Source organism: Streptomyces sp. R44, assembly GCF_041053105.1.
Lineage (GTDB): Bacteria > Actinomycetota > Actinomycetes > Streptomycetales > Streptomycetaceae > Streptomyces.
Genome location: NZ_CP163444.1, coordinates 5,474,035 through 5,500,228, shown reverse-complemented (window position 1 = coordinate 5,500,228; position 26,194 = coordinate 5,474,035). Strand labels below are relative to the sequence as shown.

General features: G+C 71.3%; 23 protein-coding genes. 11 read left to right on the top strand and 12 right to left on the bottom strand.

The features are described from left to right. Positions 1 to 4 precede the first annotated feature (4 nt). The 5 genes from AB5J54_RS25730 to AB5J54_RS25710 form a co-directional block, all read right to left on the bottom strand. Positions 5 to 1,768, bottom strand: a complete 1,764-nt coding sequence (locus tag AB5J54_RS25730; protein WP_369146273.1) for an FAD-binding oxidoreductase — start codon at positions 1,766 to 1,768, stop codon at positions 5 to 7. A 47-nt stretch (positions 1,769 to 1,815) separates the two neighbouring features. Beyond that, on the bottom strand, positions 1,816 to 3,456 hold the full coding sequence (locus AB5J54_RS25725; RefSeq protein ID WP_369146272.1) for an MFS transporter: 1,641 nt from the start codon (positions 3,454 to 3,456) through the stop codon (positions 1,816 to 1,818). A 51-nt stretch (positions 3,457 to 3,507) separates the two neighbouring features. Then, complete coding sequence (locus tag AB5J54_RS25720; RefSeq protein ID WP_369146271.1) at positions 3,508 to 4,110, bottom strand: dTDP-4-dehydrorhamnose 3,5-epimerase family protein; 603 nt, start codon at positions 4,108 to 4,110, stop codon at positions 3,508 to 3,510. 4 nt (positions 4,111 to 4,114) lie between these two features. Further along, positions 4,115 to 5,386, bottom strand: coding sequence for a nucleotide disphospho-sugar-binding domain-containing protein (locus AB5J54_RS25715; protein WP_369146270.1), 1,272 nt, complete (start codon positions 5,384 to 5,386; stop codon positions 4,115 to 4,117). Between the two features lie 353 nt (positions 5,387 to 5,739). Next, complete coding sequence (locus tag AB5J54_RS25710) at positions 5,740 to 6,624, bottom strand: hypothetical protein (RefSeq protein WP_369146269.1); 885 nt, start codon at positions 6,622 to 6,624, stop codon at positions 5,740 to 5,742. Positions 6,625 to 7,288: 664 nt separating this feature from the next. Between AB5J54_RS25710 and AB5J54_RS25705 the strand changes: the two genes are divergently transcribed. Beyond that, positions 7,289 to 10,552 carry an NACHT domain-containing NTPase gene (locus AB5J54_RS25705; RefSeq protein ID WP_369146268.1) on the top strand — a complete coding sequence of 1,088 codons (3,264 nt, stop codon included), beginning with the start codon at positions 7,289 to 7,291 and terminating at the stop codon, positions 10,550 to 10,552. A gap of 75 nt (positions 10,553 to 10,627) precedes the next feature. Further along, the gene (locus AB5J54_RS25700) at positions 10,628 to 11,242 is read left to right on the top strand and encodes an antibiotic biosynthesis monooxygenase (RefSeq protein WP_369146267.1); all 615 of its coding nucleotides are present in this window, start codon (positions 10,628 to 10,630) and stop codon (positions 11,240 to 11,242) included. 69 nt (positions 11,243 to 11,311) lie between these two features. Here the strand turns inward: AB5J54_RS25700 and ychF are convergent, their stop codons facing one another. Beyond that, positions 11,312 to 12,400, bottom strand: coding sequence for a redox-regulated ATPase YchF (ychF, locus tag AB5J54_RS25695; protein WP_369146265.1), 1,089 nt, complete (start codon positions 12,398 to 12,400; stop codon positions 11,312 to 11,314). Positions 12,401 to 12,562: 162 nt separating this feature from the next. Here ychF and AB5J54_RS25690 point away from each other — a divergent pair, with 162 nt between their 5' ends. After that, entirely contained in the window at positions 12,563 to 13,267 is a 705-nt protein-coding gene (locus tag AB5J54_RS25690) for a DUF6542 domain-containing protein (protein ID WP_369146264.1), read from the top strand. 12 nt (positions 13,268 to 13,279) lie between these two features. Here AB5J54_RS25690 and ppgK read toward each other — a convergent pair whose 3' ends face one another. Then, entirely contained in the window at positions 13,280 to 14,023 is a 744-nt protein-coding gene (ppgK, locus tag AB5J54_RS25685) for a polyphosphate--glucose phosphotransferase (RefSeq protein WP_369146263.1), read from the bottom strand. A 30-nt stretch (positions 14,024 to 14,053) separates the two neighbouring features. After that, positions 14,054 to 15,082: a 4-hydroxy-3-methylbut-2-enyl diphosphate reductase gene (locus tag AB5J54_RS25680; protein WP_369146262.1), complete on the bottom strand. Its 1,029-nt coding sequence runs from the start codon at positions 15,080 to 15,082 to the stop codon at positions 14,054 to 14,056. A gap of 54 nt (positions 15,083 to 15,136) precedes the next feature. Here AB5J54_RS25680 and AB5J54_RS25675 point away from each other — a divergent pair, with 54 nt between their 5' ends. The 4 genes from AB5J54_RS25675 to AB5J54_RS25660 all read left to right on the top strand — a co-directional run bounded on the left by AB5J54_RS25675 (position 15,137) and on the right by AB5J54_RS25660 (position 19,018). After that, on the top strand, positions 15,137 to 16,489 hold the full coding sequence (locus AB5J54_RS25675; RefSeq protein ID WP_369146261.1) for an APC family permease: 1,353 nt from the start codon (positions 15,137 to 15,139) through the stop codon (positions 16,487 to 16,489). A gap of 208 nt (positions 16,490 to 16,697) precedes the next feature. Then, positions 16,698 to 17,915, top strand: a complete 1,218-nt coding sequence (gene xseA / locus AB5J54_RS25670) for an exodeoxyribonuclease VII large subunit (RefSeq protein ID WP_369146260.1) — start codon at positions 16,698 to 16,700, stop codon at positions 17,913 to 17,915. A gap of 36 nt (positions 17,916 to 17,951) precedes the next feature. Beyond that, a complete protein-coding gene (locus tag AB5J54_RS25665; protein WP_369146259.1) occupies positions 17,952 to 18,212 on the top strand; it encodes an exodeoxyribonuclease VII small subunit in 261 nt (86 codons plus the stop codon). Positions 18,213 to 18,427: 215 nt separating this feature from the next. Further along, positions 18,428 to 19,018, top strand: coding sequence for a malonic semialdehyde reductase (locus AB5J54_RS25660; RefSeq protein WP_369146258.1), 591 nt, complete (start codon positions 18,428 to 18,430; stop codon positions 19,016 to 19,018). Between the two features lie 56 nt (positions 19,019 to 19,074). Here the strand turns inward: AB5J54_RS25660 and AB5J54_RS25655 are convergent, their stop codons facing one another. Then, on the bottom strand, positions 19,075 to 19,608 hold the full coding sequence (locus AB5J54_RS25655; RefSeq protein WP_369146257.1) for a DUF4245 domain-containing protein: 534 nt from the start codon (positions 19,606 to 19,608) through the stop codon (positions 19,075 to 19,077). A 117-nt stretch (positions 19,609 to 19,725) separates the two neighbouring features. On the opposite strand from AB5J54_RS25655, the gene glpX reads away from it, so the two are divergent. Continuing rightward, on the top strand, positions 19,726 to 20,760 hold the full coding sequence (gene glpX / locus AB5J54_RS25650; protein ID WP_352023716.1) for a class II fructose-bisphosphatase: 1,035 nt from the start codon (positions 19,726 to 19,728) through the stop codon (positions 20,758 to 20,760). 139 nt (positions 20,761 to 20,899) lie between these two features. Here glpX and AB5J54_RS25645 read toward each other — a convergent pair whose 3' ends face one another. Both AB5J54_RS25645 and AB5J54_RS25640 read right to left on the bottom strand, forming a co-directional pair. Further along, positions 20,900 to 21,271, bottom strand: coding sequence for a WhiB family transcriptional regulator (locus AB5J54_RS25645; protein WP_369146256.1), 372 nt, complete (start codon positions 21,269 to 21,271; stop codon positions 20,900 to 20,902). Positions 21,272 to 21,453: 182 nt separating this feature from the next. Then, positions 21,454 to 22,173: a DUF1707 domain-containing protein gene (locus tag AB5J54_RS25640; protein ID WP_369146255.1), complete on the bottom strand. Its 720-nt coding sequence runs from the start codon at positions 22,171 to 22,173 to the stop codon at positions 21,454 to 21,456. A 238-nt stretch (positions 22,174 to 22,411) separates the two neighbouring features. Here AB5J54_RS25640 and AB5J54_RS25635 point away from each other — a divergent pair, with 238 nt between their 5' ends. Both AB5J54_RS25635 and AB5J54_RS25630 read left to right on the top strand, forming a co-directional pair. Then, complete coding sequence (locus AB5J54_RS25635) at positions 22,412 to 24,082, top strand: fumarate hydratase (protein ID WP_369146253.1); 1,671 nt, start codon at positions 22,412 to 22,414, stop codon at positions 24,080 to 24,082. A 210-nt stretch (positions 24,083 to 24,292) separates the two neighbouring features. Next, on the top strand, positions 24,293 to 24,913 hold the full coding sequence (locus tag AB5J54_RS25630; RefSeq protein WP_369146252.1) for an HAD family acid phosphatase: 621 nt from the start codon (positions 24,293 to 24,295) through the stop codon (positions 24,911 to 24,913). A 5-nt stretch (positions 24,914 to 24,918) separates the two neighbouring features. On the opposite strand, the gene AB5J54_RS25625 is transcribed toward AB5J54_RS25630, so the two are convergent. Further along, complete coding sequence (locus tag AB5J54_RS25625) at positions 24,919 to 25,419, bottom strand: dirigent protein (protein ID WP_369146251.1); 501 nt, start codon at positions 25,417 to 25,419, stop codon at positions 24,919 to 24,921. Positions 25,420 to 25,535: 116 nt separating this feature from the next. Here AB5J54_RS25625 and AB5J54_RS25620 point away from each other — a divergent pair, with 116 nt between their 5' ends. After that, positions 25,536 to 26,171: a lipoprotein gene (locus tag AB5J54_RS25620; protein WP_369146250.1), complete on the top strand. Its 636-nt coding sequence runs from the start codon at positions 25,536 to 25,538 to the stop codon at positions 26,169 to 26,171. Positions 26,172 to 26,194: the final 23 nt, after the last annotated feature.

Sequence of the window (26,194 nt, the reverse complement as noted above, 5' to 3'; positions counted from 1 at the left end):
GCCGTCACGGGACGGGCGGGATGTTGTGGTTGATGCGGAACAGGTTCTGCGGGTCGTACCGGGCCTTCAGCTCGGTCAGCCGCCGGTGGTCGGGCTCCGCGTAGGCCCGCCGGACCCGCTCGGGGTCGGAGTCGTGGTCGAAGAGGAACCCCGGCAGCAGCTCGCCGGTGTCCCACGGCCTCAGCCGTGCCAGCACCTCGTCCGAGAGCCGGCGGGCCTCGTCGGCCGTCTCGGCGGGGGCCGGTATCCGCGTCCACAGATGGAAGGCCGCGGTCCTGCCGCCCACCGCGTGCGGCCGCCGGGGCGGTCGGCCGACCGCCCCGCCCAGGTGCCGCAGCTCGATGTTGGGGTACGGCCCGCCGGGCAGCGCCGGGTCGATGAACGAGACCAGCGTCTCGGCCGCCGAGTCGTCGAGCTCGTCGAGGAGCGCGCTGCGGAAGTGGACGCGTACCGGCTGCTTCGGGTCGTGGTGGAGCTCGGTGACCCGCGCGTAGGGCATGGTGGCGCAGTTGTCTCGCTCGGGGGCGAGCGCGCGCAGCGGCGCCACGAGCCGCTCGCCGAGCCGCTCCCCGGCGGTGCACAGGACGTGCACGAGGACGAAGGACCGGCCGCGGTACTCCTCGGGCACCTTCGGCAGGTCCAGGAACCGTACGAGGGTCAGCGAGGACGACATCTCGTCCGGCTGGTCCTTGGCCCAGGCCAGGTACGACCGCACGACGTGCGCCGCGTGCGCGGGGTCCTCGCCCGGGTAGTACAGCTCGCCGGCGAAGACGTCCCGCAGCGGGACCAGGTCGATCTCGGCCGAGGTCACCACGCCGAAGTTGCTCCGGCCGCCCCGTACCGCCCAGAACAGGTCGGGGTCCTGGACCGGCGAGACGGTGCGGATCCGGCCGTCGGCGGTGACCAGCTCCAGGGAGCGGACCCGGTCCGCGGCGAAGCCGTACGTGCGGCAGGCCAGCGGGAGCCCGCCGCCGGTCAGGAAGCCGATCGCCCCGACGTCCGCCGAGGAGCCGCTCAGCGGCGCGAGGCCGTGCCCGGCGGTGGCGTCGAGCACCTCGCCCCAGGTCAGCCCCGCCCCGATCCGGGCGGTCGCGGCCTCCGGATCGACCGAGAGCCCGCGCAGCTCCCGGGTCGAGACGAAGACCGCGCCGTCGGAGGGCACCGACCTGCCGTGGCCGGTCGACTCCACGGCCACCGGCCGGCCGGCCGCGGCGGCGAACCGGACGGCGGCGGCCACGTCCTCGGCGTCGGCGGCGAGGACGACCGCGGCGGGCCGGTGCTCGACGGTGAGCAGCCAGCCGGAGCCCACCGCCTCCTCGAAGCCCTCGTCCCCGGGGAAGAGGACCCGTCCGCGGACCGGCGCGCCCAGGGTCACGAGCCCGTGCCAGCCGGCCGGTTCGCGGGCGAGGCGCTCCCCGGCGAACTCGGCGGTGGTGGTGTGCAGCGGTACGCCGTCGGGGGTGCTGATCCGGGCGGTGCCGGTGCCGTGGTGGGCGTCGCCGTCGAGGTGGGCCTCGACGTGCGCCTCGATCCGGCCCGCCCGGCCGCTCGCCGGGGTGAAGGTCTCGGTGAGTTCGTACGAGAAGCGTCCCGCCTGCCCCTCGGCCCAGGTCCCGGTGCCGACGGTGCCGGACGTGCGGAGCGCGATCGTTCCGTCCGGTGCGAAGGAGATGACGTAGGGGTCGGTCTGGTCGTCGTGACGGACCGAACCGGCCCAGACCCCGACGGGGGTCCGGGCCGGTCCGGCCGGTACGTGCGCGTCCGGCATGGTCAGTCGTCCACTTTCGAGTCGTCGGCTTCCGCGTGGTCGGCCGGCTAGTTGTCCACCCGCTCCAGGGACTTGGCGCCGTCGCCGGCCGCCTCGCTGCCGGTCCCGCCGTCCGTGTCGCCGTCCGTGTCGCCGTCCGCTTCCGCAGCCGGCGGCGGGCCGGGCATCGTGGCGCCGCGCAGCAGGGTCGCGGCGACCACGGCGAGGAGCACGGCGAGCACCGCGCCGACGATCGCCGTCGTCCGCAGGCCGTGCACGAAGGCGTCGCGGGCCACCGCGAGGAGGCGGTCGGCGAGTTCGGCGGGGAGCCCGCGCGCGGTGTCCACGGCGGCGCCGAGGGTGTCCTTCGCCGCGTGGGCGTCGCCCGCCGACAGGCCCTCGGGGAGCCGGTCGGACAGCCGGGAGCGGTACACCGCGAAGCCGATGCTGCCGATCAGGGCGACGCCGAGGGCGCTGCCGAGTTCGGTGCCGGTCGAGGCCATCGCGGACGCGGCGCCGGCCCGCTCGGGCGGGGCCGCCCCGACGATGAGTCCGGTGCCGAGGGAGATCATCGGGCCGAGGCCCATGCCGATGACGGCCGTGCCGCCCACCGCGAGGTACAGGTCGGAGGGGCCGCTGACGAAGGTCAGCAGGACCATGCCGAGCGCGGAGACCACCAGGCCGCCGGAGAGCAGGGTGCTGAGCTTCATCTTTCCGGCGAGCCCCGGCCCGCCCATGGCGCCGATCATGACGCCGAGGGTGATCGGCAGGGACCACAGCCCGGCCTGGATCGGGCTGAGGCCCTTGACGAGCTGGAGGTACTGCATGACGAGGAACTGCAGGCCGGCGGAGAGCAGGGTGGCGAGCACCAGCATGCCGAGGGCCGTGCCGAACAGGCTGTTGCGGAACAGCTTGAGGTCCACGAGGGGCTGGTCGAGGCGGGTCTGCCGGTACAGGAACAGCGCCGCGAGCAGCACGCCGAGGACGAGGGAGAGCCCCGACTCCAGCTGCAGCCCGTCCTGGGCGATCCGCTTGAGACCGTAGATCAGGGCGAGCATGGCGAGGACGGACATGACCGCGGAGAGCAGGTCGGGGCGGGCGACCGAGCGGTCCCGGTACTCGGGGAGCAGGATCGGGCCGAGGACGAGCAGCAGCGCCATCACGGGAACGCCGATCAGGAAGACCGCGCCCCACCAGAAGAGCTCCAGGAACGTTCCGCCGACCAGCGGGCCGATGACCGTGCCGAGTCCGAAGAAGCCGGTCCACGCGCCGATGGCGGCGCCCTGCTGCTTGGGGTCCTGGAACATGACCCGGATCAGGGAGAGCGTCGAGGGCATCAGGGTGGCGCCCGCGATGCCGAGCAGGGCCCGGGCGGCGATGAGCATCGTCGGGCTCGTCGCGAACGCGGAGAGCACCGAGGCCACTCCGAACGCGGCGCCGCCGATCAGCAGCAGCTTCCTACGGCCGATCCGGTCCCCGATCGCGCCCATGGGGAGGAGGAAGCCGGCGATGAGGAAGCCGTAGACGTCGACGATCCATAACAGCTCGGTGTTGCCCGGCCTGAGGTCCGCGGTGAGCGTGGGGAGTGCCAGGTGCAGAACCGTCAGGTCCATGGCGATGAGCAGGGTGGGAAGCCCGAGGACCGCGAGGCCCAGCCATTCTCTGCGGGTCGCCTGCGGCACTGCCGACGTACCGGCGTCGGTACTCAAAGGATTCTCCTTGCGTTGTCGTTCGGCGCTGGTCGCCGAGACCCTAAAACCTCAAGTCGACTTGAGGTCAAGATCGGCTCGGCGCAGGTCGTGCCAGTCCGCGAGCAGCCCCGCGGCGCGCGCCTCCCGCACGCCGGGCGCCTTCGCGTCCTTCTCCGACATCAGCGGCGGCTCGTCGAAGCCCCAGGGGAGCGCCAGGTCGGGGTCGAGGGGGTCGATGTCGATCTGTGTGCCCGGTACGTAGAGCGTGGAGACCACGTAGCAGATGCAGGTGTCGTCGGTGAGCGTCAGGAAGCCGTGACCGACGCCCTCGGGCACGTACACGGACCGCCCCGACTCCGCGTCGAGCACGGTCTCCTGGTGCTCTCCGAAGGTGGGCGAGCCGACCCGCAGGTCGACGACGATGTCGCGGGCCGCTCCCCGCACGCACGTCACGTACTTGGCCTGCCCGGGCGGCACCGCCACGCCGTGGATGCCGCGGAGGGTGTTGCGTACGGACGTCGAGTAGTTGATCTGCGCCGGCCGGAACGGGCGGCCGACCGTCTCCTCGACGAGGTCGCTCCGGAAGGCCTCGAAGAACACGCCCCGCGGATCGGGGATCGGGTCCGGGGTGAACACGTACGCGCCGGGAACCCGTGTCTCCTCCACGCGCATCCCGTCAGCCCCGTCCGCGGTACTGGGCGGTCAGCCGTTCCAGTACGGGCACCAGCTCGCCGGGCGAGGGCGCGGCCGTGAGGTCCGCGTGCACGGCGGCCGCCCCGTCGCGGAACGACGGCTCCGTCAGCAGCCGTTCGAGCTGCTTGCCCACCTCGGCGGCGGTCAGGCCCTCGGCGTGGAGGGTCACGCCCGCTCCCCTGGCCTCCAGGTAGCGGGTGCTGTTCAGCGCGCTCCCCAGGTCCTCGCCGATGATCAGCTGGGGCACCCGGTGGGCGGCGGCGGCGAAGAACGTGCCGAAGCCGCCGTGGTGGACGATCGCCGCGCAGGTCGGCATCACCTGGGTCAGCGGCAGGAAGTCCACGATCCGCACGTTGTCGGGGACGACCGGATCCGGGCCCAGTTGGTCGGCGTTGACGGTGGCGACCACCTCGACGTCCATCCCGGCCACCGCCTCCAGGACGGCGGCGACCCGCTCGTCCCGGCCGTCGTGGACCGTACGCCCGGTGACGCCGAGCGAGAGACAGACCCGGGGCCGTGCCGGTGGCTGGGACAGCCACGGGGGAACCGGCACGGCCCCGGTGTACGGCACCCAGCGCATCGGGACCCTGCGGAGTCCTTCGGGCCTGGGCAGTTGTGAGGGGAGCGGGTCGACGGTGAAGTCGCCGAGCAGCAGCTCCTCGGAGAACTCGTGGCCGAAGCGGCCGAACACCGGCGCCAGGGCCGCGGCCAGCGGATCCGTCGCCGCGGTCACTCCGGACGCCGGGTCGGCCGCCCGCTCGACCAGACGCTTGCGGATCCAGCCGAAGTAGTCGGGGCCCCAGAGCAGCCGGGCCGACGCGGCGCCGGCCTCGCGGGCGGCGACCGCCCCCACCGGACAGGCCGGGTCCCAGATCACCAGGTCCGGCCGCCAGTTCCGGGCGGCCTCGACCAGACCGTCGGCGAGCTCCTGCCGGCCCTCCGCGTCCGGGTGGTACCGCGTGTAGGCGGCCATCAGATAGAAGCGGGTCGCCCGGAACAGCCGGTCGAAGTCGGAGCCGGCCTCGAACGCCAGCGCGTCGCTGAAGCGCTCCAGCTCCTCGTCCGTGGCGGGCACGGGCGGGGAGGTGCGCTCGCCGATCCCGACCGCCGTGAGACCGGCCGCGGTGATGTGCTCGACGAGACTGTCGTTGCTCGCCACCCGCACCTCGTGTCCGGCGCTCTGCAGCGCCCACGCCAGGGGGACGCCGGGATACAGATGGGCGGGCAACGGCGCGACTGCGATGAGAATCCGCATGTGAATGCCTTAACTGTCGTGGCACGCCGAAAAGGCGCACCGAAACAATCCACCGATGCGCCTCGAACTAAAGAGAAACATTCCCCGGAACCCGGAAAACAATATCCGGGCACAGCACTGAGGAAGTTACTGAACAGCTTCTTCGACGAACCGGAGGATGTCAATGCCACTTCCTTAAAGCAGCGACAGGACCGCGTCAGAGAAAGGTCAAATCACAAATCCACGGGAAACAGAAGAGCGGGCACGACCCGAAGGCCGTACCCGCTCTCGTACCCGCTCTCTTGGCCGCTCTCGTGCCCGCTCTCTTGGCCGCTCTCTTGGCCGCTCTCTTGGCCGCTCCCGTGCCCGCCGCGTCAGCGGCGACCGGCACCCCTCGCTCCGAGGGACCGCAGCACGTCCTCCTCGTGATAGAAGGTCCGGCCCTTGCCGCTACGCCGCCGCCACTGCTGCTCGCTGGCGCGCCGGTACACGCTGCCGGAGGGGATCCCCCAGAGCAGGGAGATGTCCCGGGCCCCCAGCCAGCGCACCGCCGCCGCCGGAGCGGCGGCCCGCTCGGGCTCCTGTACGTCGCGGCTCAGCGCCATCCACTCCTGCGCCGTCCATCGGTGCGAGGAGTCCGCCCCGCAGCCGATCTCGACCGGCGCGTCCGCCCGGTCGGCACGGGCCACCGCCGTCAACGCGCCCCCGCACCCCGCCACGACGCACGTCCCGACCCGCATGCCCCGTCCCGGGGACGGCTCGACGACGTACCGCGCCCGGCGCACCGCCCGCGCCACCTCCTCGGACAGCTCGCCCGCGGCCTCGTGGGCGGCCAGCCAGCCGGCGTGCCGGATGAGGAACCCGACGACCCCGGCCACCGTGTCCCGGGGCGCCGCGACGACCCGCTCCCCCACGACGAGACCGGCCCAGGAGCGCAGGACGCCGACGATGACGGAGCGGGCCTCGGCGGCCGCGGTGTTGAACGGAAGTCCGGGCGCCGCACCGCCACCGGACGTCCGCTCCCGAGGCCGGTCGGATCCCCCGAGGAGCAGCCCGCACTCCTCGTAGAGCCGGGGCAGCCGCGCGAGCCCCCCGGTCAGCCGGACGACACAGCCCGCACAGAGCCGCTTCCCGTCCCCGGCGACCCCCGGGGACCGTCCGGCCGTCTCCTCTCCACCGCGACACGCGATCCCCTCGCAGCGCGCGGGCCGCGCCACCGCACGGGCCGCTCGTGTCGTGCCACTGAATCCGCGTGTCATGGTGCCCCCGGTCTCGACTGGGCAGGAATGTATTTCGCGGATTCGCCGCCGGGCAAGGAATCTCCGGCGCCCTGTCAAACCTCTGTAATCAACCTTCCCCTTCTCTGATGGAACTTTCGCGGACGTGTCGAACGGCGACGGGGGCCCGGTTCCGCCGGCCGACGAGCCGCTCGCCCCCGCCCGACGCCCGACTCCTTCGAGCAGCTGCAGGCCGACGACCGTGCCCCGCGGCCCGACGGACGCCGCACCACGAACGGTTCGCCGCCACCTGATCGAGGAGGCGGCCTCCGGGTGGGCGGGCGCTCGCCCGCCCGGGGAGCCGGCACCCCGGCCGACTCCCCGCGCCGGCGCGCGCGGGTGGGGGATCGAAGCTAGCCTGAGATCGACAGCAGACATCATCTCTTCGCGTCGGCGACGTCGAAATCGCACCCGGCCGGCACTGTTTGCCAGAGAGTCTCATGACTGTCGGACCTTCAGCGTTCATCGCGTGGATCAGTGTGCCGAGTTCCGCGCGACGGAGGGAAGGGACATGCGTCGCGCAAGCGAGTTTCTCCGCATCAGGTTCACCCTCAAGAATCCTGATCCGCCTGTTTCGGGGGTGCTCCGGCGGGGCTGGTCTCGCGTACGCTGGCCGTTCGTCTCGTTCGGCAGGCAGTTTCACTGCGTGTGGCTGCTGACCCGAGGGGTGTCCTCGGCGAAACGCTGGCGATCCCCCCTCCTGAGAACGGTCGGAATCTCGCTCGCCGGGATCCTGGCGCTGTGCCTCGTCTTCTGGGTCACCAAGGCCGCCATCTCGGTGTTCACCAAGGGTGAGGTGATCTGGCCCAGCTGGCCCTGGAAAATCAACCCGGACGCGAGCTGTCAGCCTTCCGGCTATTCGTGCGGCGTGGTGAACAGCCTCGTGCTGCCCGTCCTCACGCTGTCCCTGACCACCATTTTCTTCCTCGTCTGGCGGTTCCGGTCGGTCCGCTCGTTCTACATGCGCAAGGCCAAGCGGGAATCGCGGTCGCTCGTGGAGACGTCGGGCAGCCTGATGGGGCACGTGGTCGGGCGCGATCAGCTGTGCAACGCCCTCATGGACAATATGCGGGACGGCAAGGCCCGGCGCCCCCACGTGGTCGTCGGTTCGATCGGAACGGGAAAGACCGCACTGATGGTGCGCCTTACGGAGATGCTGGCCAGAAAAGGCGCGTTCCCGGTCCCCGTCCGGCTGCGGGACGCCCAGGGAAAACTGGACTTCGGCGAACTCGCGTACAGCCGCTTCCGCAGCGTCGTGGAGTCGAAGACCCATTCCGACGCCGAGGCGGAGAAGGTGTGGCGATTGCTCAGACGCCACGACAAGATCGTCGTGCTCGCCGACGGTCTCGAGGAAGCCCTGTCCGACGACAGCATGGCGGCCGACCGGGACAACGTGATCCGGAAGGCCATCCGCGCGGCGGGCGAGGCGCGACTGCCGCTGGTCATCACGTCCCGGCCGCACGACCCCCTGCGCGCCATGGAAGCGGCGGTCACCGAACTGGAGCCCCTGAGCGAGGAATCCGCACTCGAATACATCGCCGAGAGCGGCGACTGGCGTGCCGACAGGCGGCGGCTCGCCCGGATCATCGAGGTCGCCAACGTCACGGAGTCCCCGCTCTACCTGCAGATCGCGAAGGACCTGCACCGGAGGAACCTGCTGGACCAGGTGTGGGTCAGCGATGAGGACGGGAACGGAGACCACGCGAACCACGACGCGTGGGAACTGAAGCTCGACCTTCTCGAGACCTGGATCGACGCCCTCCTCGACGGCGCCCTCCATCCCGAACTGCCCCTCACCCGCGACGAACGGCGGGTCACCGTGGAGTGCCTCTCGGCACTGGCGTGCATCGGGTTGAGATCCGACACGGCCCAGGTGAAATTCAATCAACTCACGGCCCACCCGACCATACACAGAGAAATGGAGAGAAGGAGGGGGGACAGCCAGCTCGACCTCCGGCTCGCCGCCACCTGGGGCACCCGCATGGGAATCGTCGAGGAGTCCGGCAAGTACGTGCGCTTCCAGCACAGCATCCTGCAGGCGTATCTCGGCTCCCGCTATCTGGGCGCGGTTCTCGATGAATTCGACCCGACCGCGACACCGGCACGCGAGAACTACTTCCCGGCGGCACTCAAGAACCCCGGGCGAGAGATCCTCATCTCCTTGGTGTTCCACTCGCGCTCACTGAACGAAAATTCTCGGTGCATCTGTGCGATCACGGGCGGAACGAATCCCGCATGCCCGATCGGAGTCATCCGACACCTCCTCCTGAAATGCGCCGAGGACAGTACGTCGTCCGCCAAACTGCTCGACATGTACGGGGCGGCCCTGGACATCGACAGCGTCGAGAACCATCCCGATCCGAGCACCATCGCCGCGCCGCTCTCCCAGCAATGGAGCAGGCTGCAGGGACGGGACCCGCAACGGATCAGAGCGGCCAAACTGTCGCTGGTGAGGCGGCTGGGCGCCGCCTCGCGTCGTGCGGCCCTGAACGGCGGCAAGCCGGCCTACGACCAGCTGTTCTCCATCGCCCGCCAGGAGCCCGCCTACCGGGTGCGGATCGCGATCGCGGACGAGATCGGGGCCGGTGGCGACAAGGCGTTCACGGCGCTGCGCGACCGGCTGCTCGCACCCACCCCCACCGTCACCGACTGGGCGACGTCCCTCGCCGGTCCGGTGGCCCCTCCGGTGGCGGGACGAGTCACGGGACCGGGAGGGGAGCGTGAGCGCCGCAAGCGGGAGCGGAGGACGAGGGCGGAACAGACCCTGGTGGAACAGGAGCAGGAGGAGGACGAGTCCAGGCAGGAGCGGTGCAATTGGAACCAGAACACGATGAGCGCACGGCTGATCCCGATGCTGGTCGACTCCGTCGCGATGGCACACCACGTCGACACCCCGTATGACGACCTCGAAGCCTGGCTGCGCACCCTCACCGCCCGTCCTCGTGGCGAGGACCGTCAGGATCCCTTCGGGAAGCGGGGCCTGGAAGTGGCCCTGGCCCACGGTTTCAAGCACGCGGCCAACCGTCGGGTCCATCCGGCCGCCCGAGGGGAGGCACGTGAGTTCCTGGCCGAACAGGCCTGGGAGATGCTGGACGCCAGCCGCTTCTGGTTCACCCGGCTGACCCTGCTGCACGCACTCACCCTGTGGGCTCTCCCGGACGACGTCACGGAGGAACGGCCCGAGCACGGGCACGGGGCCGACCCGAAGGAGCAGGTCCGGCGGTGGCTGCAGCTGCCTCCCGGCCAGCACGAGCATCCCTTCGTGGCGGCGGCCGGAAGGCTCGCGGTCCGGGCCCTGCAGACGCGGCGCCCCGAGCGGTTCCTGTGGATCGACGAGGCGTGCGTCGCCTCCCAGGTGGGTTCGGAGACCGGGTCTCCCAACGAACCCCATCGGCAGAACCTCTGGATCCCGCCCTCCACGGGCTGGAGCACCCTGGACCCCGACGCCCAGCAACTCCTCGCGGACGTCGTCCTCTTGATATCGCTCACCGAACGGGCCGACCGCCCGAGGGAGCTCTTCCGCCGTATGGAGCGGAACAGCTGCATCCCGCCGCAGCTCCCGCCCTGCCTGACCCACGACCGCACCACGATGGATCCCACCTGGACGACCACCCACGCGACGTCGACGCCACCGGGGTCGAAGTGCGCCGACGGCTGCCCGTTCAAGCTGTGCCCGAGCCCGCCGAAGATACCGGACCTGCGGGTGGAACTCAGCGAGGTCTTCTGCATGAACCAGCACGCTCTGCTGCAGCCCCGGTCGTGGTTCCAGCTCCGGTTTCGACGCAGGGCCCGGTGGCAGCGGAGGACGTCCTTCACGGGGCTCCGGCAGTTCTGGGACGAGATGGGGGACCGGGCCCGGGACATGCCCCCGCCGGAGGTGGCGCCCGCTCAACACCACCGCCGGGAGTGATCCCCCTGCCCCATCGACCCCCATCCGCTCCGGCCGTCGCGCGCGCGGGGCCACGGAAAGACAGGAAAGAGCGCCATGTACGTTCGCAGCATCTACGCAACGGGCGACCCCGCCGAACTCGACGGGGTCGCCGAGGCCCTCCGGACCGAAGGGCGGGCGCTGTTGTCGGCGCAGCCGGGCTATCGCGGGATGGGCCTGTTCGCCGACCGCGAGCTCGGCAAGCTCCTGGTGGGCTCGTGGTGGGACGACGAGGCCTCCCGGCAGGCCAGCTTCGAGAAGCTGAGCACGCGCCGGGACGAGCTCCTCGCCCCCTTCGCGCGGACCACGACGGTCGACAACTGGGAAGCGGCGGTCGCCCGGCGCGCCGAGGAACTCGGGCCGGGCGCGGGGTTCCGGCTGCTCCGCATGGACGTCGAGCCGTCCGGCATCGACCTGCTGGTGGACACGTTCCGCGACACCGCACTGCCCAAGGTCCAGAAGATCCCCGGACTGGCCGGCATCTCCCTGCTCGTCGACCGCGACCTGGGCAGAGCCGCCATCGGCGCGCTCTACACCGACCGCGACGCACTCGTCGCATCCCGCGGCGCCATCGCGGCGGTCCGCGGAGAGGCCACGACGAAGGCCCGCGTGACCACCCGCAGCCTGGAGGAGTTCGAGGTGGTCCTCGCCACGGCGGTCCCCCACGCCTGACCCCGCACCCACCCACACGGAAGGGGCCGGCCCCACGAGAGCCCGGCCCCTTCCGACGTGCTGCGCGGATCAGACGTTGAAGCGGAACTCCACGACGTCGCCGTCCTGCATGACGTACTCCTTGCCCTCCATGCGGGCCTTGCCGGCCGCGCGGGCGTCGGCTACCGAGCCCGTGTCGACGAGGTCGGCGAAGGAGATGACCTCGGCCTTGATGAAGCCCTTCTGGAAGTCGGTGTGGATGACACCGGCCGCCTCGGGGGCCGTCGCGCCCTGCTTGATCGTCCAGGCGCGGGATTCCTTCGGGCCGGCCGTCAGGTAGGTCTGGAGGCCGAGGGTGGCGAAGCCGACGCGGGCGAGGGTGGCCAGGCCGGGCTCCTCGGCGCCGACGGACTGGAGGAGCTCCATGGCGTCCTCCTCGTCGAGCTCGGCGAGGTCCTGCTCCAGCTTGGCGTTGAGGAAGATCGCCTCGGCCGGGGCGACCAGGGCGCTCTGCTCGGCCTTGAAGGCGTCGTCCGTCAGCTCGTCCTCGTCGACGTTGAAGACGTACAGGAACGGCTTGGTGGTGAGGAGGTGGAGGTCGTGCAGGAGCTCCGCCTTCTCCGAGCCCTGGACGATGCCCTGCGAGAAGAGGGTGTCGCCCTTCTCCAGGATCGCCTGGGCGGCCTCGACGGCGGCGACCTTGGGCGCCGTGTCCTTCTTGATCCGCATCTCCTTCTGGAGGCGCGGCAGGACCTTCTCGATCGTCTGGAGGTCCGCGAGGATCAGCTCCGTGTTGATCGTCTCGATGTCGTCCTTGGGCGAGACCTTGCCGTCGACGTGGACGACGTTCTCGTCCTTGAAGGCGCGGATGACCTGGCAGATCGCGTCCGACTCGCGGATGTTCGCGAGGAACTTGTTGCCCAGGCCCTCGCCCTCGCTCGCGCCGCGCACGATGCCCGCGATGTCGACGAAGTCGACCGTCGCCGGGAGGATGCGCTGGGAGCCGAAGATCTCCGCGAGCTTGGTCAGGCGGGCGTCGGGGACACCGACGACGCCGACGTTGGGCTCGATCGTGGCGAACGGGTAGTTGGCCGCCAGCACGTCGTTCTTGGTCAGGGCGTTGAACAGGGTCGACTTGCCGACATTCGGCAGACCGACGATTCCGATCGTGAGCGACACGGTGGCGACTTCCTGAAGGTGTGGATGGTGGGCCGATCCCCCAGTTTACGGGCGGGCCGAACCGGCCGGTGACGCACACCTTCGGCCGTTCTCACGGGCAAGGTCACCCAAAGGGCGTGTCCCGGACCCGGTTCCCGCACCTTTCCGACCTACGTTGGTCGTGTGGAGCAGCACAGGACAAGTCAGCCGCAAGGCCGCCGAAGGCCGCAGACCCCCGCCACGCCGGTCGCACCGCCCGGCGCGCTCGTGGAGGGCGCGGCGGTCTACCGCGTGACCGGCAGGGCCGAACGCGCGCCCGGTCGCGCCCGCGTGGAGCGGGCCGGAGCGGCGGCCGCGCCCGGCGCCCCCGCCGGGCGCACCTCCGGGCGGCCCGCCGGGCGCCGGCCCGTGCCGCCCGTCGTCCTCGCCCTGCGCCGGCTCCCCTCGCCGCGCCTGACCGGGCTCGGCGCCGGGCTGTTCGCCTCGGCCGTCATGCTGGCCCTCGGTCTCCTCGACCAGCTGCTCCTCGACGGCTCCCCCGTCGTCTACGGGCTGCTGTTCCTGCCGGTCAGCGCTCTGACCGCGCTGTGGGTCCGGACCGCCGACCTGGTCACGGCCCCGATCGGCGTCCCCATCGCCTTCGCCGTCGGCGTCGTCCCCATCGCGGGCGGCACGGGCGGCTTCGGCGGCCAGGCGATGGCCGTCGTGACCGCCCTCGCCGTGCACGCGGGCTGGCTCTACGGCGGCACGCTCGTCGCCGGCGTCATCGCGAGCGTCCGCAAGGTCCGGGACATGGGGCGCCGGCACCAGCGCAAGGCGCCCCGCACGGGGTCGGGCGAGGGCCCGGGCGGGCGGACGCCCACCGCGGGGCGCCGGCCCGTCGCGTAACGCTTCGGGCGCTCAGGCCGCCCCCGCCGCCATCCCCGCCCCCACGATCCCGGCGTTGTTCTGGAGCTCCGCCGGGACGATCTCCGCGCGGATGCCCTCGATCAGCGGCAGGAACTTGTCGGCCTTGCGGCTCACTCCGCCGCCGATGATGAACAGCTCCGGCGAGAAGAGCATCTCCACGTGCGCGAGGTACTTGCGCAGCCGCCGGGTCGCCCAGTGCTCCCAGCTGAGGTCCTCGTCCTCCTTGGCCTTCGTCGAGGCCCGGGTCTCCGCGTCGTGGCCCTTGAGCTCCAGGTGGCCGAGCTCGGTGTTGGGGACGAGCCGGCCGTCGACGAAGAGGGCGGAGCCGATGCCCGTGCCGAGGGTCAGCAGGATCACCGTGCCCTTGCGGCCCCGGCCCGCGCCGAAGGTCATCTCCGCGACCCCGGCCGCGTCCGCGTCGTTCAGAACGGTCACCGGGAGCCCGCCGAGCCGCTCGCTCAGGAGGGTGCCGGCGTCGACGCCGATCCAGGACCTGTCGACGTTGGCTGCCGTACGGATGGTGGAGCCCGTCACGACGCCCGGGAAGGTCACCCCCACCGGTCCCGTCCAGCCGAAGTGCTCCACGACCTCCGCGACGCAGCCCGCCACACCGTCGGGTGTGGCGGGCTGCGGGGTCAGTACCTTGTGGCGCTCCTCGGCGAGCGTGCCGCGCTCCAGGTCCACGGGGGCGCCCTTGATGCCCGAGCCGCCGATGTCCACTCCGAAGACGTTCATGGACCCCACGGTAAGGGTTGGCGCGCCGCGCTACTCCTTGACGGAAGCGACGGACGCGGCCGCGGCGAGCTTCTCCGCCTCGGCCCGCAGGTCCTTGTTGCGGAGCTCCTTGGGGAGCGAGAAGGTCAGGGACTCGTCGGCCGTCTTGACGATCTCCACGTCCGCGTAGCCGCGCTCGGCGAGCCACTCCAGGACCTCCTGCACCAGGACGTCCGGGACGGAGGCTCCGGAGGAGAGGCCGACGCTGGTGACGCCCTCCAGCCAGGCCTCGTCGATCTCGCTGGCGAAGTCGACGAGGTACGCGGCGGGGACGCCGGCCTGCTTGGCGACCTCGACCATGCGGATCGAGTTGGAGGAGTTCTTGGAGCCGACGACGATCACCAGCTCGGCCTGTCCGGCGAGCTCCTTGATGGCGGTCTGGCGGTTCTGCGTGGCGTAGCAGATGTCGTCGGACGGCGGGGAGATCAGCTGCGGGAACTTCTCCTTCAGCGCGTCGACCGTCTCCATCGTCTCGTCGACCGAGAGCGTGGTCTGGGAGAGCCAGACGACCCGGGAGGGGTCGCGGACCTCGACCTTGGCGACGTCCTCGGGGCCGTCGACCAGCTGGATGTGGTCGGGGGCCTCGCCGGAGGTGCCGATGACCTCCTCGTGGCCCTCGTGGCCGATGAGGAGGATGTCGAAGTCCTCGTTGGCGAAGCGGACGGCTTCCTTGTGCACCTTGGTGACCAGCGGGCAGGTCGCGTCGATGGTCTTGAGGCGGCCCTGGCGGGCCTCCTCGTGGACGGTCGGGGCGACGCCGTGCGCGGAGAACATCACGATGTTGCCCGGCGGCACCTCGGTCGCCTGGTCGACGAAGATCGCGCCCTTCCGCTCCAGGGTCTGGACGACGTACTTGTTGTGGACGATCTCGTGCCGGACGTAGATCGGCGCCCCGTACTGCTCCAGGGCCTTCTCCACGGCGATCACGGCACGGTCCACGCCCGCGCAGTAGCCGCGGGGGGCGGCGAGCAGGACACGCTTCGGGCGGTTCGTCGCGGGCGTTGCAGTCATGCGTCCCATCGTAAGGCCGCGTCGGAGAGCGGATGGAGCGGCTCCGTGGCCGAAACTGGCGCCATGGCTCAGGAGACGCAGGTGGCGGACCACGAGGGGCTCCGGCGGAATCTCGGATTCCGCGACCTGGTGGTGTACGGGCTGCTGTTCATCGCCCCGATGGCGCCGGTCGGCGTCTTCGGCACGCTCGACGCGAAGTCGCGCGGGGCCGTCGCACTGGTGTACGTCGTGGCCACCGTCGCCATGGCGTTCACGGCGTTCAGCTACGCCCAGATGGTGCGGGTCGCGCCACAGGCCGGTTCCGTCTTCACGTACGCGCGCAAGGGCCTCGGAGAAGGGCCGGGTTTCATCGCCGGCTGGATGGCCATGCTCGACTACCTGCTGATCCCGGCCGTCGCCTACCTCTTCGCGGGCATCGCGATGGAGGCGCTGGTCCCGGAGGTGGACCGGTGGGTGTGGACCGGGATCGCCGTGGTGGTCACCACCCTGCTGAACCTGTGGGGCGTGCGGGCCGCGGCCCGGGTCGGCTTCGCGGTGCTCGCCATGGAGATCGTGGTCCTCCTCGTCTTCGTCGTCTCGGCGGTGGTGATGCTCGTACGGGACGGGGCACGGCGCGACTGGTGGTCGCCGCTCACCGGCGACGGCTCGTTCTCACTCGCCGCGGTGGTGGGCGCGGTGTCGGTGGCCGTCCTGTCGTACCTGGGCTTCGACGCGATCGCCTCGTTCGCCGAGGAGGTGACGGGGGGCTCGGCGAAGGTGGCGCGGGCGGTGCTGTTCTGCCTGGCGCTCGCGGGCGCCCTGTTCGTGGCCCAGACCTGGCTGGTGGCGCTCCTCGAACCGGTCTCCTCCGCCGAGCTCGCCGCCGACCCCGCCAAGCAGGGCTCGGCCTTCTACGACGCGGTGGACACCTCGGTCGGCGGCTGGCTGCACGACCTGGTGGCCGTCTCCAAGGCGATCGGCGCGGCCTTCGCGGCGCTCGCGGGGCAGGCGGCCGGCGGCAGGCTGCTGTTCGCGATGGGCCGCGAGCGGCGCCTGCCGCACCTGCTGGCCCGCACCGACGGCGGTGTCCCGCGCGTGGCGCTGCTCGTGGCGGCGACGGTGACGATGATCGCGGCGCTGTGGGCGGCCCGCCGCGACGACGGCCTCGACCATCTGGTCTCGGTGGTCGACGTCGGCGCGCTGACCGCCTTCGTCCTGCTGCACGCGAGCGTGGTCGGCTGGTTCGCCGTGCGGCGGGCGGAGGGGCCGCCGCACTGGCTGAAGCACGTCGTCCTGCCGGTGGTCGGCGCGGCGATCCTGATCGCCGTGATCGTCGAGGCCTCGGCCGCCGCGCAGGTGGTGGGCGTGGTGTGGCTGGGCATCGGCCTCGTCGTCCTCGCGGTCCAGGGCGCGAACCGCACGTCCACGCGCGCGTGACGGCGGAACCGGCACGGGGTCCACGCGCGCGTGGAGGCGGAAACGGCACGGCGTCCACGCGCGCGTGAGGCCGCCCGGAACGACGTCCACGCGTGAAGCGGGCCCGGCACGGCGTCCACGCGCGCGTGGAGGCGTCCGGTGCGTCCCGGCCGCCCCGGACCGCCCGCGCGGCCCTGACGTTGTCGTACCGCGCGGTTACGCTCGGTCCATGGGTCTGACTACGTCCGCAGAAGCACCGCTTCCCGTCGGTGAGGTCTCCCGGATGATCGGGGGGTGGATCGACCGGCTCGGGGCGATCTGGGTCGAGGGGCAGATCACGCAGCTGTCGCGGCGCCCCGGCGCCGGGGTCGTCTTCCTGACGCTGCGGGATCCCTCGTACGACATCTCCATCGGCGTCACCTGCTACCGCCAGGTCTTCGACGCGGTCGCGGACGTCGTCTCGGAGGGCGCCCGGGTCGTCGTGCACGCCAAGCCCGAGTGGTACGCGCCGCGCGGGCAGCTGTCGCTGCGGGCCGTGGAGATCAAGCCGGTCGGGATCGGCGAGCTGCTCGCGCGCCTGGAGCAGCTGAAGCGGAGCCTGGCCTCGGAGGGTCTCTTCGCTCTCGACCGGAAGAAGCCGCTGCCGTTCCTGCCGCACCTCGTCGGCCTGGTCTGCGGCCGCGCCTCGGCGGCCGAGCGGGACGTCCTGGAGAACGCGCGCCGGCGCTGGCCCGCGGTCCGCTTCGAGGTGCGGAACGTCGCGGTGCAGGGCGTGAAGGCGGTCCCGCAGGTCGTCCAGGCGGTCAAGGAGCTGGACGCGCACGAGGACGTGGACGTGATCATCGTGGCCCGCGGCGGCGGCAGCGTCGAGGACCTGCTGCCCTTCTCGGACGAGCAGCTGGTCCGGGCGATCGCCGAGTGCCGTACGCCGGTGGTGTCCGCGATCGGGCACGAGCCGGACTCGCCGCTGCTCGATCTGGTGGCCGACCTGCGCGCCTCGACGCCGACGGACGCGGCCAAGAAGGTCGTCCCGGACGTGGGCGAGGAGCTGGACCGGGTGCGCGGGCTGCGGGACCGGGCCCTGCGGACCGTGCGCGGCCTCCTGGAGCGGGAGGAGCGCGGCCTGGCGCACGCGCTCGCGCGGCCCGTCATGGAGCACCCGCAGCGCATGGTCGAGGTCCGCGAGGACGAGCTCGCGGCCCTCCTCGCCCGGAGCCGGCGGGTCCTCGGACACCTCCTGGACCGGGCGGACTCGGAGCTCTCGCACACGCGGGCGCGGGTCCGGGCGCTGTCCCCCGCCGCGACGATGGAGCGGGGGTACGCGGTGCTCCAGCGGGCGGACGGGGCGGTGGTCCGCTCGCCCGAGGAGGTCGCGGAGGGCGAGGAGCTGCGGGCCAGGGTCGCCGAGGGCGAGTTCACGGTGCGGCGCGTGGCCGACCCGGCCTGAGCGAAGAGATAACGGATACCAAGGATGGAGCGGCAGATGGCAGCGGGTACGGACGCGGGTGCGGACACGAGCGCCGAAGAGGCGGCCCTCGGCTACGAGCAGGCGCGGGACGAGCTGATCGAGGTCGTCCGGCGGCTCGAAGCGGGCGGGACGTCCCTGGAGGAGTCCCTGGCGCTCTGGGAGCGCGGCGAGGAGCTGGCGAAGGTGTGCCGGCGCCGCCTGGAGGGCGCCCGGGCCCGCCTGGACGCCTCGCTGGCCGCCGAGCGGGCCGCGGAGGCGGAGGACGAGGACGAGTAGGCCCCCGGGGCACGAGTCCCCGGCACGAGTAGCCCCCGGGGCGAGTAGCCGCCCGAGGCCCCGGGGCGAGGGGCACCCGGACATGTAGACTCCAAGTGAAGCGGATCACTATCCGGATGGATTAGTTGAATTTTCACCAATCCTGGGCGTACTGTCGAGGCATCGTTCGAACTTCGTACGAGCGACCCCCCTTTGCAGTCCGGAAGGTACGCAGCATGTCTCTCGCCCTTGACGCCGTCGCCCAGGACCTCCTCTTCCGCGAGGCCCGCACCGCCAACACGTTCACCGACGAGCCGGTGACCGACGAGCAGGTCCAGGCGATCTACGACCTGGTGAAGTACGGCCCGACCGCCTTCAACCAGACCCCGCTGCGCATCACCCTGGTCCGCTCCCCCGAGGCCCGCGAGCGCCTGGTGAAGCACATGGCCGAGGGCAACGCGGCCAAGACCTCCACCGCCCCGCTGGTCGCGATCCTCTCCGCCGACAACGAGTTCCACGAGGACCTCCCGGCGCTGCTCCCGCACTTCCCGCAGGCCAAGGACATGTTCTTCTCGGAGCGCCCGGTCCGCGAGGGCTCCGCCCTGCTGAACGCCGCCCTCCAGGCCGCGTACTTCATCGTGGGCGTCCGCGCCGCCGGCCTGGCCGCCGGCCCGATGACCGGTGCGGACCTCGCCGGCATCCAGAAGGAGTTCCTGGACGACGACCACACCCCGCTGATGATCGTCAACATCGGCAAGCCGGGCGAGGACGCCTGGTTCCCGCGCTCCCCGCGCCTCTCCTTCGACGAGGTCGTCACCACCGTCTGAGTGGTACGCGAGAAGGGCCCCGCACTCCATGAGTGCGGGGCCCTTCCCCGTGCGTCTCAGACCTTCTGCGACCGGAGCGAGCCGGCCATCTCGGCCAGCCGCTCGAAGGAGGCCGTGCCGGTCACCACGGTCGTCGCGCCGTTCTCCGTGCGGACCAGCGCGTCGTACTTCGGGCCCTCCCAGCGCTGCCAGACCTGACCGGCGACCGTCTGGGTCTTCCCGGTGTTCTTCGCCTTCTGGGTCACCTCGGGCACGAACTTCCCCGGCTCGGCCGTGGACTGGTTCACGGCCACGTACTGGGTGTCCGGGGAGAGGAATCCGAGCTGCCAGGCGTCGGCCTTCTCGCGCTTGTACGACACCACCGTCGCCTTCCAGCCCTCACCCAGGCCCTCGGGCGCCAGCACCGGATACGGCGCCGCCCGCTGGGCCGTGAGGAGCTCGACCCGGTAGTCCTTCGCCTTGACCGGGTCCGCGTTCTCGTCGTGCGGGATGAAGAGATACATCACGCCCGCGGCGACCATGATCACCCCGAGGGACTGGAACATCCCGCGTACCGTCTGCCTGCCTCGCATACCTGCCACGCCCACCATGGTCGCATCATGGTGTTGTGCTCATACGTGGGCCCCTCTGCTCATTTTGTCGACGTACCGATAGAGTCGCAGCACCCTCTTTTTCCCGGCCGTCGCCGTACAGAAAGGTGCGCTCCGATGACCGAGCACCACCACCTTCCGCCCGAGCTTGTCGTTTCTCCCGAGGCCCCCGACCGCAACCTCGCCCTTGAGCTGGTCCGCGTCACCGAGGCCGCCGCCATGGCCGCCGGCCGCTGGGTCGGCCGCGGCGACAAGATCGGCGCGGACGGGGCGGCGGTCAACGCCATGCGGACCCTGATCTCCACCGTCTCGATGAACGGCGTCGTCGTCATCGGCGAGGGCGAGAAGGACGAAGCCCCGATGCTCTTCAACGGCGAGCGGGTCGGCGACGGCACCGGCGCCGAGGTCGACATCGCCGTCGACCCGATCGACGGCACCACCCTCAACGCCAAGGGCATGCCGAACGCGATCGCCGTCCTGGCCGCCGCCGACCGCGGCACCATGTTCGACCCGTCCGCGGTCTTCTACATGGACAAGCTGGTCACGGGCCCCGAGGCCGCCGACTTCGTCGACATCAACGCCCCCGTCTCGGTCAACATCCGCCGGGTCGCCAAGGCCAAGAACTCCTCGCCCGAGGACATCACGGTCGTCATCCTGGACCGCCCCCGCCACGAGGGCATCGTCAAGGAGATCCGCGAGACCGGCGCCCGGATCAAGTTCATCTCGGACGGCGACGTCGCCGGTTCGATCATGGCCGTCCGCGAGGGCACCGGCGTCGACATGCTCATGGGCATCGGCGGCACCCCCGAGGGCATCATCTCCGCCTGCGCCATCAAGTGCCTCGGCGGCGTGATCCAGGGCAAGCTGTGGCCGAAGGACGACGCCGAGCGCCAGAAGGCGCTGGACGCGGGCCACGACCTGGACCGTGTGCTCTCCACGAACGACCTGGTCTCCGGCGACAACGTGTTCTTCGTCGCGACCGGCATCACCGACGGCGAGCTGCTGCGCGGCGTGCGCTACCGCGCCGAGACGGCGACCACGCAGTCGCTGGTCATGCGCTCGAAGTCCGGCACGATCCGCCAGATCGACTCGACGCACCGCCTCTCGAAGCTGCGCGCCTACAGCGCGATCGACTTCGACCGCGCGAAGTAACGCTTCAGCGCGACAGTACGAAGGCGCCGCGGTACGAAGGCGCGCGGGTACGAGGACGCGACGGTACGAAGAGGGGCGCCCCCATGTGCGGTGGGGGCGCCCCTTCTCGTACGGGCGCGGGGGAAGCTCTCCGGTCCCGTCAACCCGCCTGGGCGATCCGCTCGGTCGCGGCGGCCTTCCGCAGCTCCACCTCACGCCGCCGGCGCCGGGCGAGGACGACACGGCGCTCCGCCGCGGTGAGCCCGCCCCACACCCCGTACGGCTCGGGCTGGAGCAGGGCGTGCTCCCGGCACTCGACCATGACCGGACAGCGCGCGCAGACCCGCTTGGCCGCCTCCTCCCGGGCGAGCCGCGCGGCGGTCGGCTCCTTGGAGGGCGCGAAGAAGAGCCCGGCCTCGTCCCGGCGGCACACCGCCTCCGCGTGCCAAGGACCGGCCTCGTCCTCCCGGGCAGGAACGCGCTGAGGGGGTACGGCGGCGACCTGGAGGGGCTGATGCGGCAGTTGCAGCACGGTCTACTCCTGACGACGGCTTCGCGAGCGAGCGGCGATGCACCAGCCCTACCCGCTGTGCGCGCGCCTATGCACTGCGTGCCCCGCCGTTCCGCACTGCGGATACCCGAGGGCGAATTCCGGTCACCTCCGCGGACACCCGGCAACGGCTCCCGCGCGGGCTCCCCGAGCGACGCCCGTCGTCAGTGCCCGAGGTGCTTGCGGAGCCTGCCCTGGAGGTCGGTGATCCACTTGCCGCGCTTGGGTCTGGCCTCCACGTTCCCGAAGACCGAGTAGCCGTTGATGACGACGACCGGGGCCTGCGGGTCGGCCCCTTCCAGGGTCACGACCTCGAAGTTCCCGAAGACGCCGCTGCCGCTGCCGCGCAGGCTGATGTTCTCCGGGACCCGCACCTCCACGTTGCCGAAGATGGAGGTGGCGTTGATGGTGGTCAGCCGCTGGGCGAAGATCGCCTCGGTCAGGTCGATCTCGACGTTCCCGAAGAGAGCGAAGGCGTTCGTCCGGCGGCTCACCCGCCAGCGGCCCCTGCGGGTCGTGCTGGAGAAGATCGCGACGAGGCTCTCCGCGGGGCCCTCGGGGTCGTCCGAGCCCCAGGCCACGGCCGCTTCGGGCTCGTGGGCGGTCCGGGCGGCCGGCAGGTCGCGGACGATCGGCTCCAGCTCCCCTACGGTCTTGGCCCGGTAGACCGCGTCGATCCGGTCCGAGTGCTCCTCGGCGTCGAGCCGTCCCTCGGCGAGGGCGTCCCTGAGGATGTCCGCGACGCGGTCGCGGTCCGCGTCCGAGGCCCGCAGCGAACCCTGCGGATCGACGTGGGCGGGCCCGGCGAGAGCGGGCTCGGCGGGGGCGACCGGCCGCTGCGGCTGCGGCTGCTTCTCGGGTTCGGGCTGCTTTTCGAGGTCCACGAAGTCAGCCTAGCGAAACGCGATAGATCGCAACCAGAGGGACAGACCCTGGTCCCGTCCCCTAGGGGACACCCCGGGACGCGACGGCGGGGGCACGGAAACACGCCATTCCGGTGCGCTCCCACCCCCTACTGAGCCTTACCTCACAGGATCGGCGCGGCCGCCGCGTCATACGCTGGAGGGCGCGCCGCCAATGGAGGCGGCGCAGCTGTCTGCCGAGTGAGGAATGGCCGCCGTCATGCCTGAGTTTGCGTACTCCGATCTGCTCCCCCTGGGAGAGGACACCACGCCCTACCGCCTGGTGACCTCCGAAGGTGTCTCCACCTTCGAGGCCGACGGGCGTACGTTCCTCAAGGTCGAGCCGGAGGCGCTGCGCCGGCTGGCCGCCGAGGCCATCCACGACATCCAGCACTTCCTGCGCCCGGCCCACCTTGCCCAGCTGCGCCGGATCATCGACGACCCGGAGGCGTCGAGCAACGACAAGTTCGTCGCGCTCGACCTCCTCAAGAACGCGAACATCGCCGCCGCGGGCGTGCTGCCCATGTGCCAGGACACCGGCACCGCGATCGTCATGGGCAAGCGCGGCCAGAACGTGCTGACCTCGGGCCGTGACGAGGAGGCCCTGTCCAAGGGCGTCTACGACGCGTACACCAAGCTCAACCTGCGCTACTCGCAGATGGCCCCGGTGACCATGTGGGAGGAGAAGAACACCGGCTCGAACCTGCCCGCGCAGATCGAGCTGTACGCGACCGACGGCGGCGCGTACAAGTTCCTCTTCATGGCCAAGGGCGGCGGCTCGGCCAACAAGTCCTTCCTCTACCAGGAGACCAAGGCGGTCCTGAACGAGGCCTCCATGATGAAGTTCCTGGAGGAGAAGATCCGTTCGCTCGGCACGGCCGCCTGCCCGCCGTACCACCTGGCGATCGTCGTCGGCGGCACCAGCGCCGAGTTCGCGCTCAAGACCGCGAAGTACGCCTCCGCGCACTACCTGGACGAGCTGCCCACCGAGGGCTCGGCCGAGACCGGCCACGGCTTCCGCGACAAGGAGCTGGAGGAGAAGGTCTTCGAGCTGACGCAGAAGATCGGCATCGGCGCGCAGTTCGGCGGCAAGTACTTCTGCCACGACGTCCGTGTCGTCCGCCTCCCCCGTCACGGCGCCTCGCTGCCCGTCGCGATCGCCGTGTCCTGCTCGGCCGACCGCCAGGCCGTCGCGAAGATCACCGCCGAGGGCGTCTTCCTGGAGCAGCTGGAGACCGACCCGGCGCGCTTCCTGCCGGAGACCGAGGACTCCCACCTGGACGAGTCCTCGGACGTCGTGAAGATCGACCTCAACCAGCCGATGGACGAGATCCTCGCCGAGCTGACGAAGTACCCGGTCAAGACCCGCCTCTCCCTCAACGGCCCGCTGGTCGTGGCGCGCGACATCGCGCACGCCAAGATCAAGGAGCGCCTGGACGCGGGCGAGGAGATGCCGCAGTACCTGAAGGACCACCCGGTCTACTACGCGGGCCCCGCGAAGACCCCCGAGGGTTACGCCTCCGGCTCCTTCGGTCCGACGACGGCCGGCCGCATGGACTCGTACGTGGAGCAGTTCCAGGCGGCGGGCGGCTCGAAGGTCATGCTGGCCAAGGGCAACCGGTCGAAGCAGGTCACCGACGCGTGCGGTGCGCACGGCGGCTTCTACCTGGGCTCGATCGGCGGCCCGGCGGCGCGTCTGGCGCAGGACTGCATCAAGAAGGTCGAGGTCGTCGAGTACGAGGAGCTCGGCATGGAAGCGGTCTGGAAGATCGAGGTCGAGGACTTCCCGGCGTTCATCGTGGTGGACGACAAGGGCAACGACTTCTTCCAGAACCCGGCCCCGGAGCCGACCTTCACGCACATCCCGGTGCGCGGTCCCGGTCTCGCCTGATCTCGCCCGATCTCGCAGGGCTCTCGCGACGCCCCTCGGCCCTTCCGGGCCGGGGGGCGTCGTCGGTCTCCGCTCGGAAGGGTCTCCGCCCAGAAAGATCTTTCGCTCAGAAAGTCGCTACCGACCGGTAGCCCTCCCGTCACCTACTGGCCAGTATGGGTCGCGAGCATGTCAACCACTGAGCCGGTTCGACCCACTCGGGAGCCCCCCATGCCCTCCGCCAAGACCACCGCCGCGGCCCTCGGCCTGACGGCCGTCCTCGTCGTCGGTGCCGCGCCCGCCGCCTCCGCCGCCGACCCCGACACCCACATCACCTCGGCCGCGGCCCTCGCGGACGTCGACTACGCGACCTGGCGTCATGACGTCGCCGCCGTCGTCGCCGAGGCCCGCCCGTACATCGAGGCGCGCTCGAAGGACGCCGGCCGCGAGAAGCAGGCCATCGTCCTCGACATCGACAACAGCTCCCTGGAGACGGACTTCCACCCGTTCTGGGAGCTGCCGACCCCGGCCATCGCGGACGTGCGCGCGCTCGTCGACGACGCCCACGCGCGCGGGGTGGCCGTCTTCTTCGTCACCGCCCGCCCCGGGATCATCTACTCCCTGACGGACTGGAACCTGAAGAAGGCCGGCTACCCCGTCGACGGGCTGTACGTGCGCTCGCTCCCCGACCTGTTCGCCGAGGTCAGCGCGTACAAGACCGAGAAGCGCGCCGAGATCGAGGCCAAGGGCTACACGATCATCGCGAACATCGGCAACAACACGACCGACCTCGTCGGCGGCCACGCCGAGCGCGCCTTCAAGCTCCCGGACTACGGCGGCAAGCTGTCGTAACGGGCTCACCTCGTGGTGACGTGGAACTCCATCCGCGAGTAGTCCCCGTCGGGGCTCGTACTCACGTATCCACGCGCCTGCGTGAAGTCGCCGGTGCCTCCGGTGATGGCGACGTCATAGGCGGCCGGGGCCACGTTCGAGATGTCGAAGGTGACGAGGGCCTGGGCGGTGAGCTGTCCGCCCGGTCCGCCGTTCAGGACGAAGGTGCCCACGCAGTTCACGTCGGCCTGGTCACCGGAGACGCGCACGACGGCGCAGGTCACGCCGTCGCGGCCGACCTTGCTGCCGCCCTTGGTCTTGTACAGGTCGTCGGCGGCCGTGAAGACGTCCCCGACCTTGGGCGGCGGCCCGCTCGAGTCGGTCCCCGGGCCGGGGACCTCCTTGGCGTAGAGCGTGAACTCGAAGCCGTCTCCGTTGTCGGCCTGGGCGGGGGCGGCGGCGGCGAAGGTGACCGCCGCGACCGTACCGGCGCAGAGCGCGCCGATCCTCCTGAAGGTGCGGGTCATGTCCTGCCTCCCGTGGGATGGGGGTCCCCCTCGGCACGCTTCACATTGTGCGGCGATCACGCCGGATTCGCCCGTCCGGCGCAATCCGCGGCGGCCGCGTCGGGGATCATGGCGCCATGCCAGACAGACTCCCGATACGTACGACCGCCGCCGCCCTGGTGACCGCGGCCCTGCTCACCGGCTGCGGGACGACCCCGGCGCCCGACGCCCCGGCGGCTCCGGCGACCCCGGGGAAGACCAGCGCCACCGCCCCGGCCGTCAAGGCCGCCGCGACCCTCGGCGGTCCTGGTTCGGCCTGCGCGCTGCCCGTCTCCTTCGGGCTGGCGGCGGACTGGAAGCCGGCCGCGGTCAAGGAGCCCGCGGACCCGGACTTCGCGGAGCTCGTCCGGCAGGGGCCGGCCGTCATGCGCTGCGAGGTCGACGCCAAGCCCTCCGGGAACATCGGCTTCCTGCGGGTGTGGACGGCCGCGAAAGGACCGGCCCGGACCGCGCTCGAAGGCTTCGTGACGGCGGCGAGCAGGCCCTCCGCCGTCACCTATCGGGACACGAGGGCGGGCGCGCTGGCCGCTGTCGAGGTCACGTACACGACGTACAGCGAGCTCACGGACGAGTCCAAGGAGGAGCGGGCCTTCGCCGTCTCCACCCCGAAGGGCGCGGTCGTCATCGTCCACCTCGGCGGGTTCGACACCGACGAGCACCGGGCGATGCTCCCGGCCTACGAGCTGGCGAGGAGCACGACGAAGGCGCTCTGAGCATGACCGTGGCCCCCGTCCCG

Excerpts from the sequence above, each read along its gene's own strand:
- AB5J54_RS25730 (WP_369146273.1), bottom strand. The coding sequence starts at position 1,768 with ATGCCGGACGCGCACGTACCGGCCGGACCGGCCCGGACCCCCGTCGGG.
- AB5J54_RS25720 (WP_369146271.1), bottom strand. The coding sequence starts at position 4,110 with ATGCGCGTGGAGGAGACACGGGTTCCCGGCGCGTACGTGTTCACCCCG.
- AB5J54_RS25715 (WP_369146270.1), bottom strand. The coding sequence starts at position 5,386 with ATGCGGATTCTCATCGCAGTCGCGCCGTTGCCCGCCCATCTGTATCCC.
- AB5J54_RS25710 (WP_369146269.1), bottom strand. The coding sequence starts at position 6,624 with ATGACACGCGGATTCAGTGGCACGACACGAGCGGCCCGTGCGGTGGCG.
- AB5J54_RS25700 (WP_369146267.1), top strand. The coding sequence starts at position 10,628 with ATGTACGTTCGCAGCATCTACGCAACGGGCGACCCCGCCGAACTCGAC.
- ppgK (WP_369146263.1), bottom strand. The coding sequence starts at position 14,023 with ATGAACGTCTTCGGAGTGGACATCGGCGGCTCGGGCATCAAGGGCGCC.
- AB5J54_RS25680 (WP_369146262.1), bottom strand. The coding sequence starts at position 15,082 with ATGGGACGCATGACTGCAACGCCCGCGACGAACCGCCCGAAGCGTGTC.
- AB5J54_RS25675 (WP_369146261.1), top strand. The coding sequence starts at position 15,137 with ATGGCTCAGGAGACGCAGGTGGCGGACCACGAGGGGCTCCGGCGGAAT.
- xseA (WP_369146260.1), top strand. The coding sequence starts at position 16,698 with ATGGGTCTGACTACGTCCGCAGAAGCACCGCTTCCCGTCGGTGAGGTC.
- AB5J54_RS25665 (WP_369146259.1), top strand. The coding sequence starts at position 17,952 with ATGGCAGCGGGTACGGACGCGGGTGCGGACACGAGCGCCGAAGAGGCG.
- AB5J54_RS25660 (WP_369146258.1), top strand. The coding sequence starts at position 18,428 with ATGTCTCTCGCCCTTGACGCCGTCGCCCAGGACCTCCTCTTCCGCGAG.
- AB5J54_RS25655 (WP_369146257.1), bottom strand. The coding sequence starts at position 19,608 with ATGGTGGGCGTGGCAGGTATGCGAGGCAGGCAGACGGTACGCGGGATG.
- glpX (WP_352023716.1), top strand. The coding sequence starts at position 19,726 with ATGACCGAGCACCACCACCTTCCGCCCGAGCTTGTCGTTTCTCCCGAG.
- AB5J54_RS25635 (WP_369146253.1), top strand. The coding sequence starts at position 22,412 with ATGCCTGAGTTTGCGTACTCCGATCTGCTCCCCCTGGGAGAGGACACC.
- AB5J54_RS25630 (WP_369146252.1), top strand. The coding sequence starts at position 24,293 with ATGCCCTCCGCCAAGACCACCGCCGCGGCCCTCGGCCTGACGGCCGTC.
- AB5J54_RS25625 (WP_369146251.1), bottom strand. The coding sequence starts at position 25,419 with ATGACCCGCACCTTCAGGAGGATCGGCGCGCTCTGCGCCGGTACGGTC.
- AB5J54_RS25620 (WP_369146250.1), top strand. The coding sequence starts at position 25,536 with ATGCCAGACAGACTCCCGATACGTACGACCGCCGCCGCCCTGGTGACC.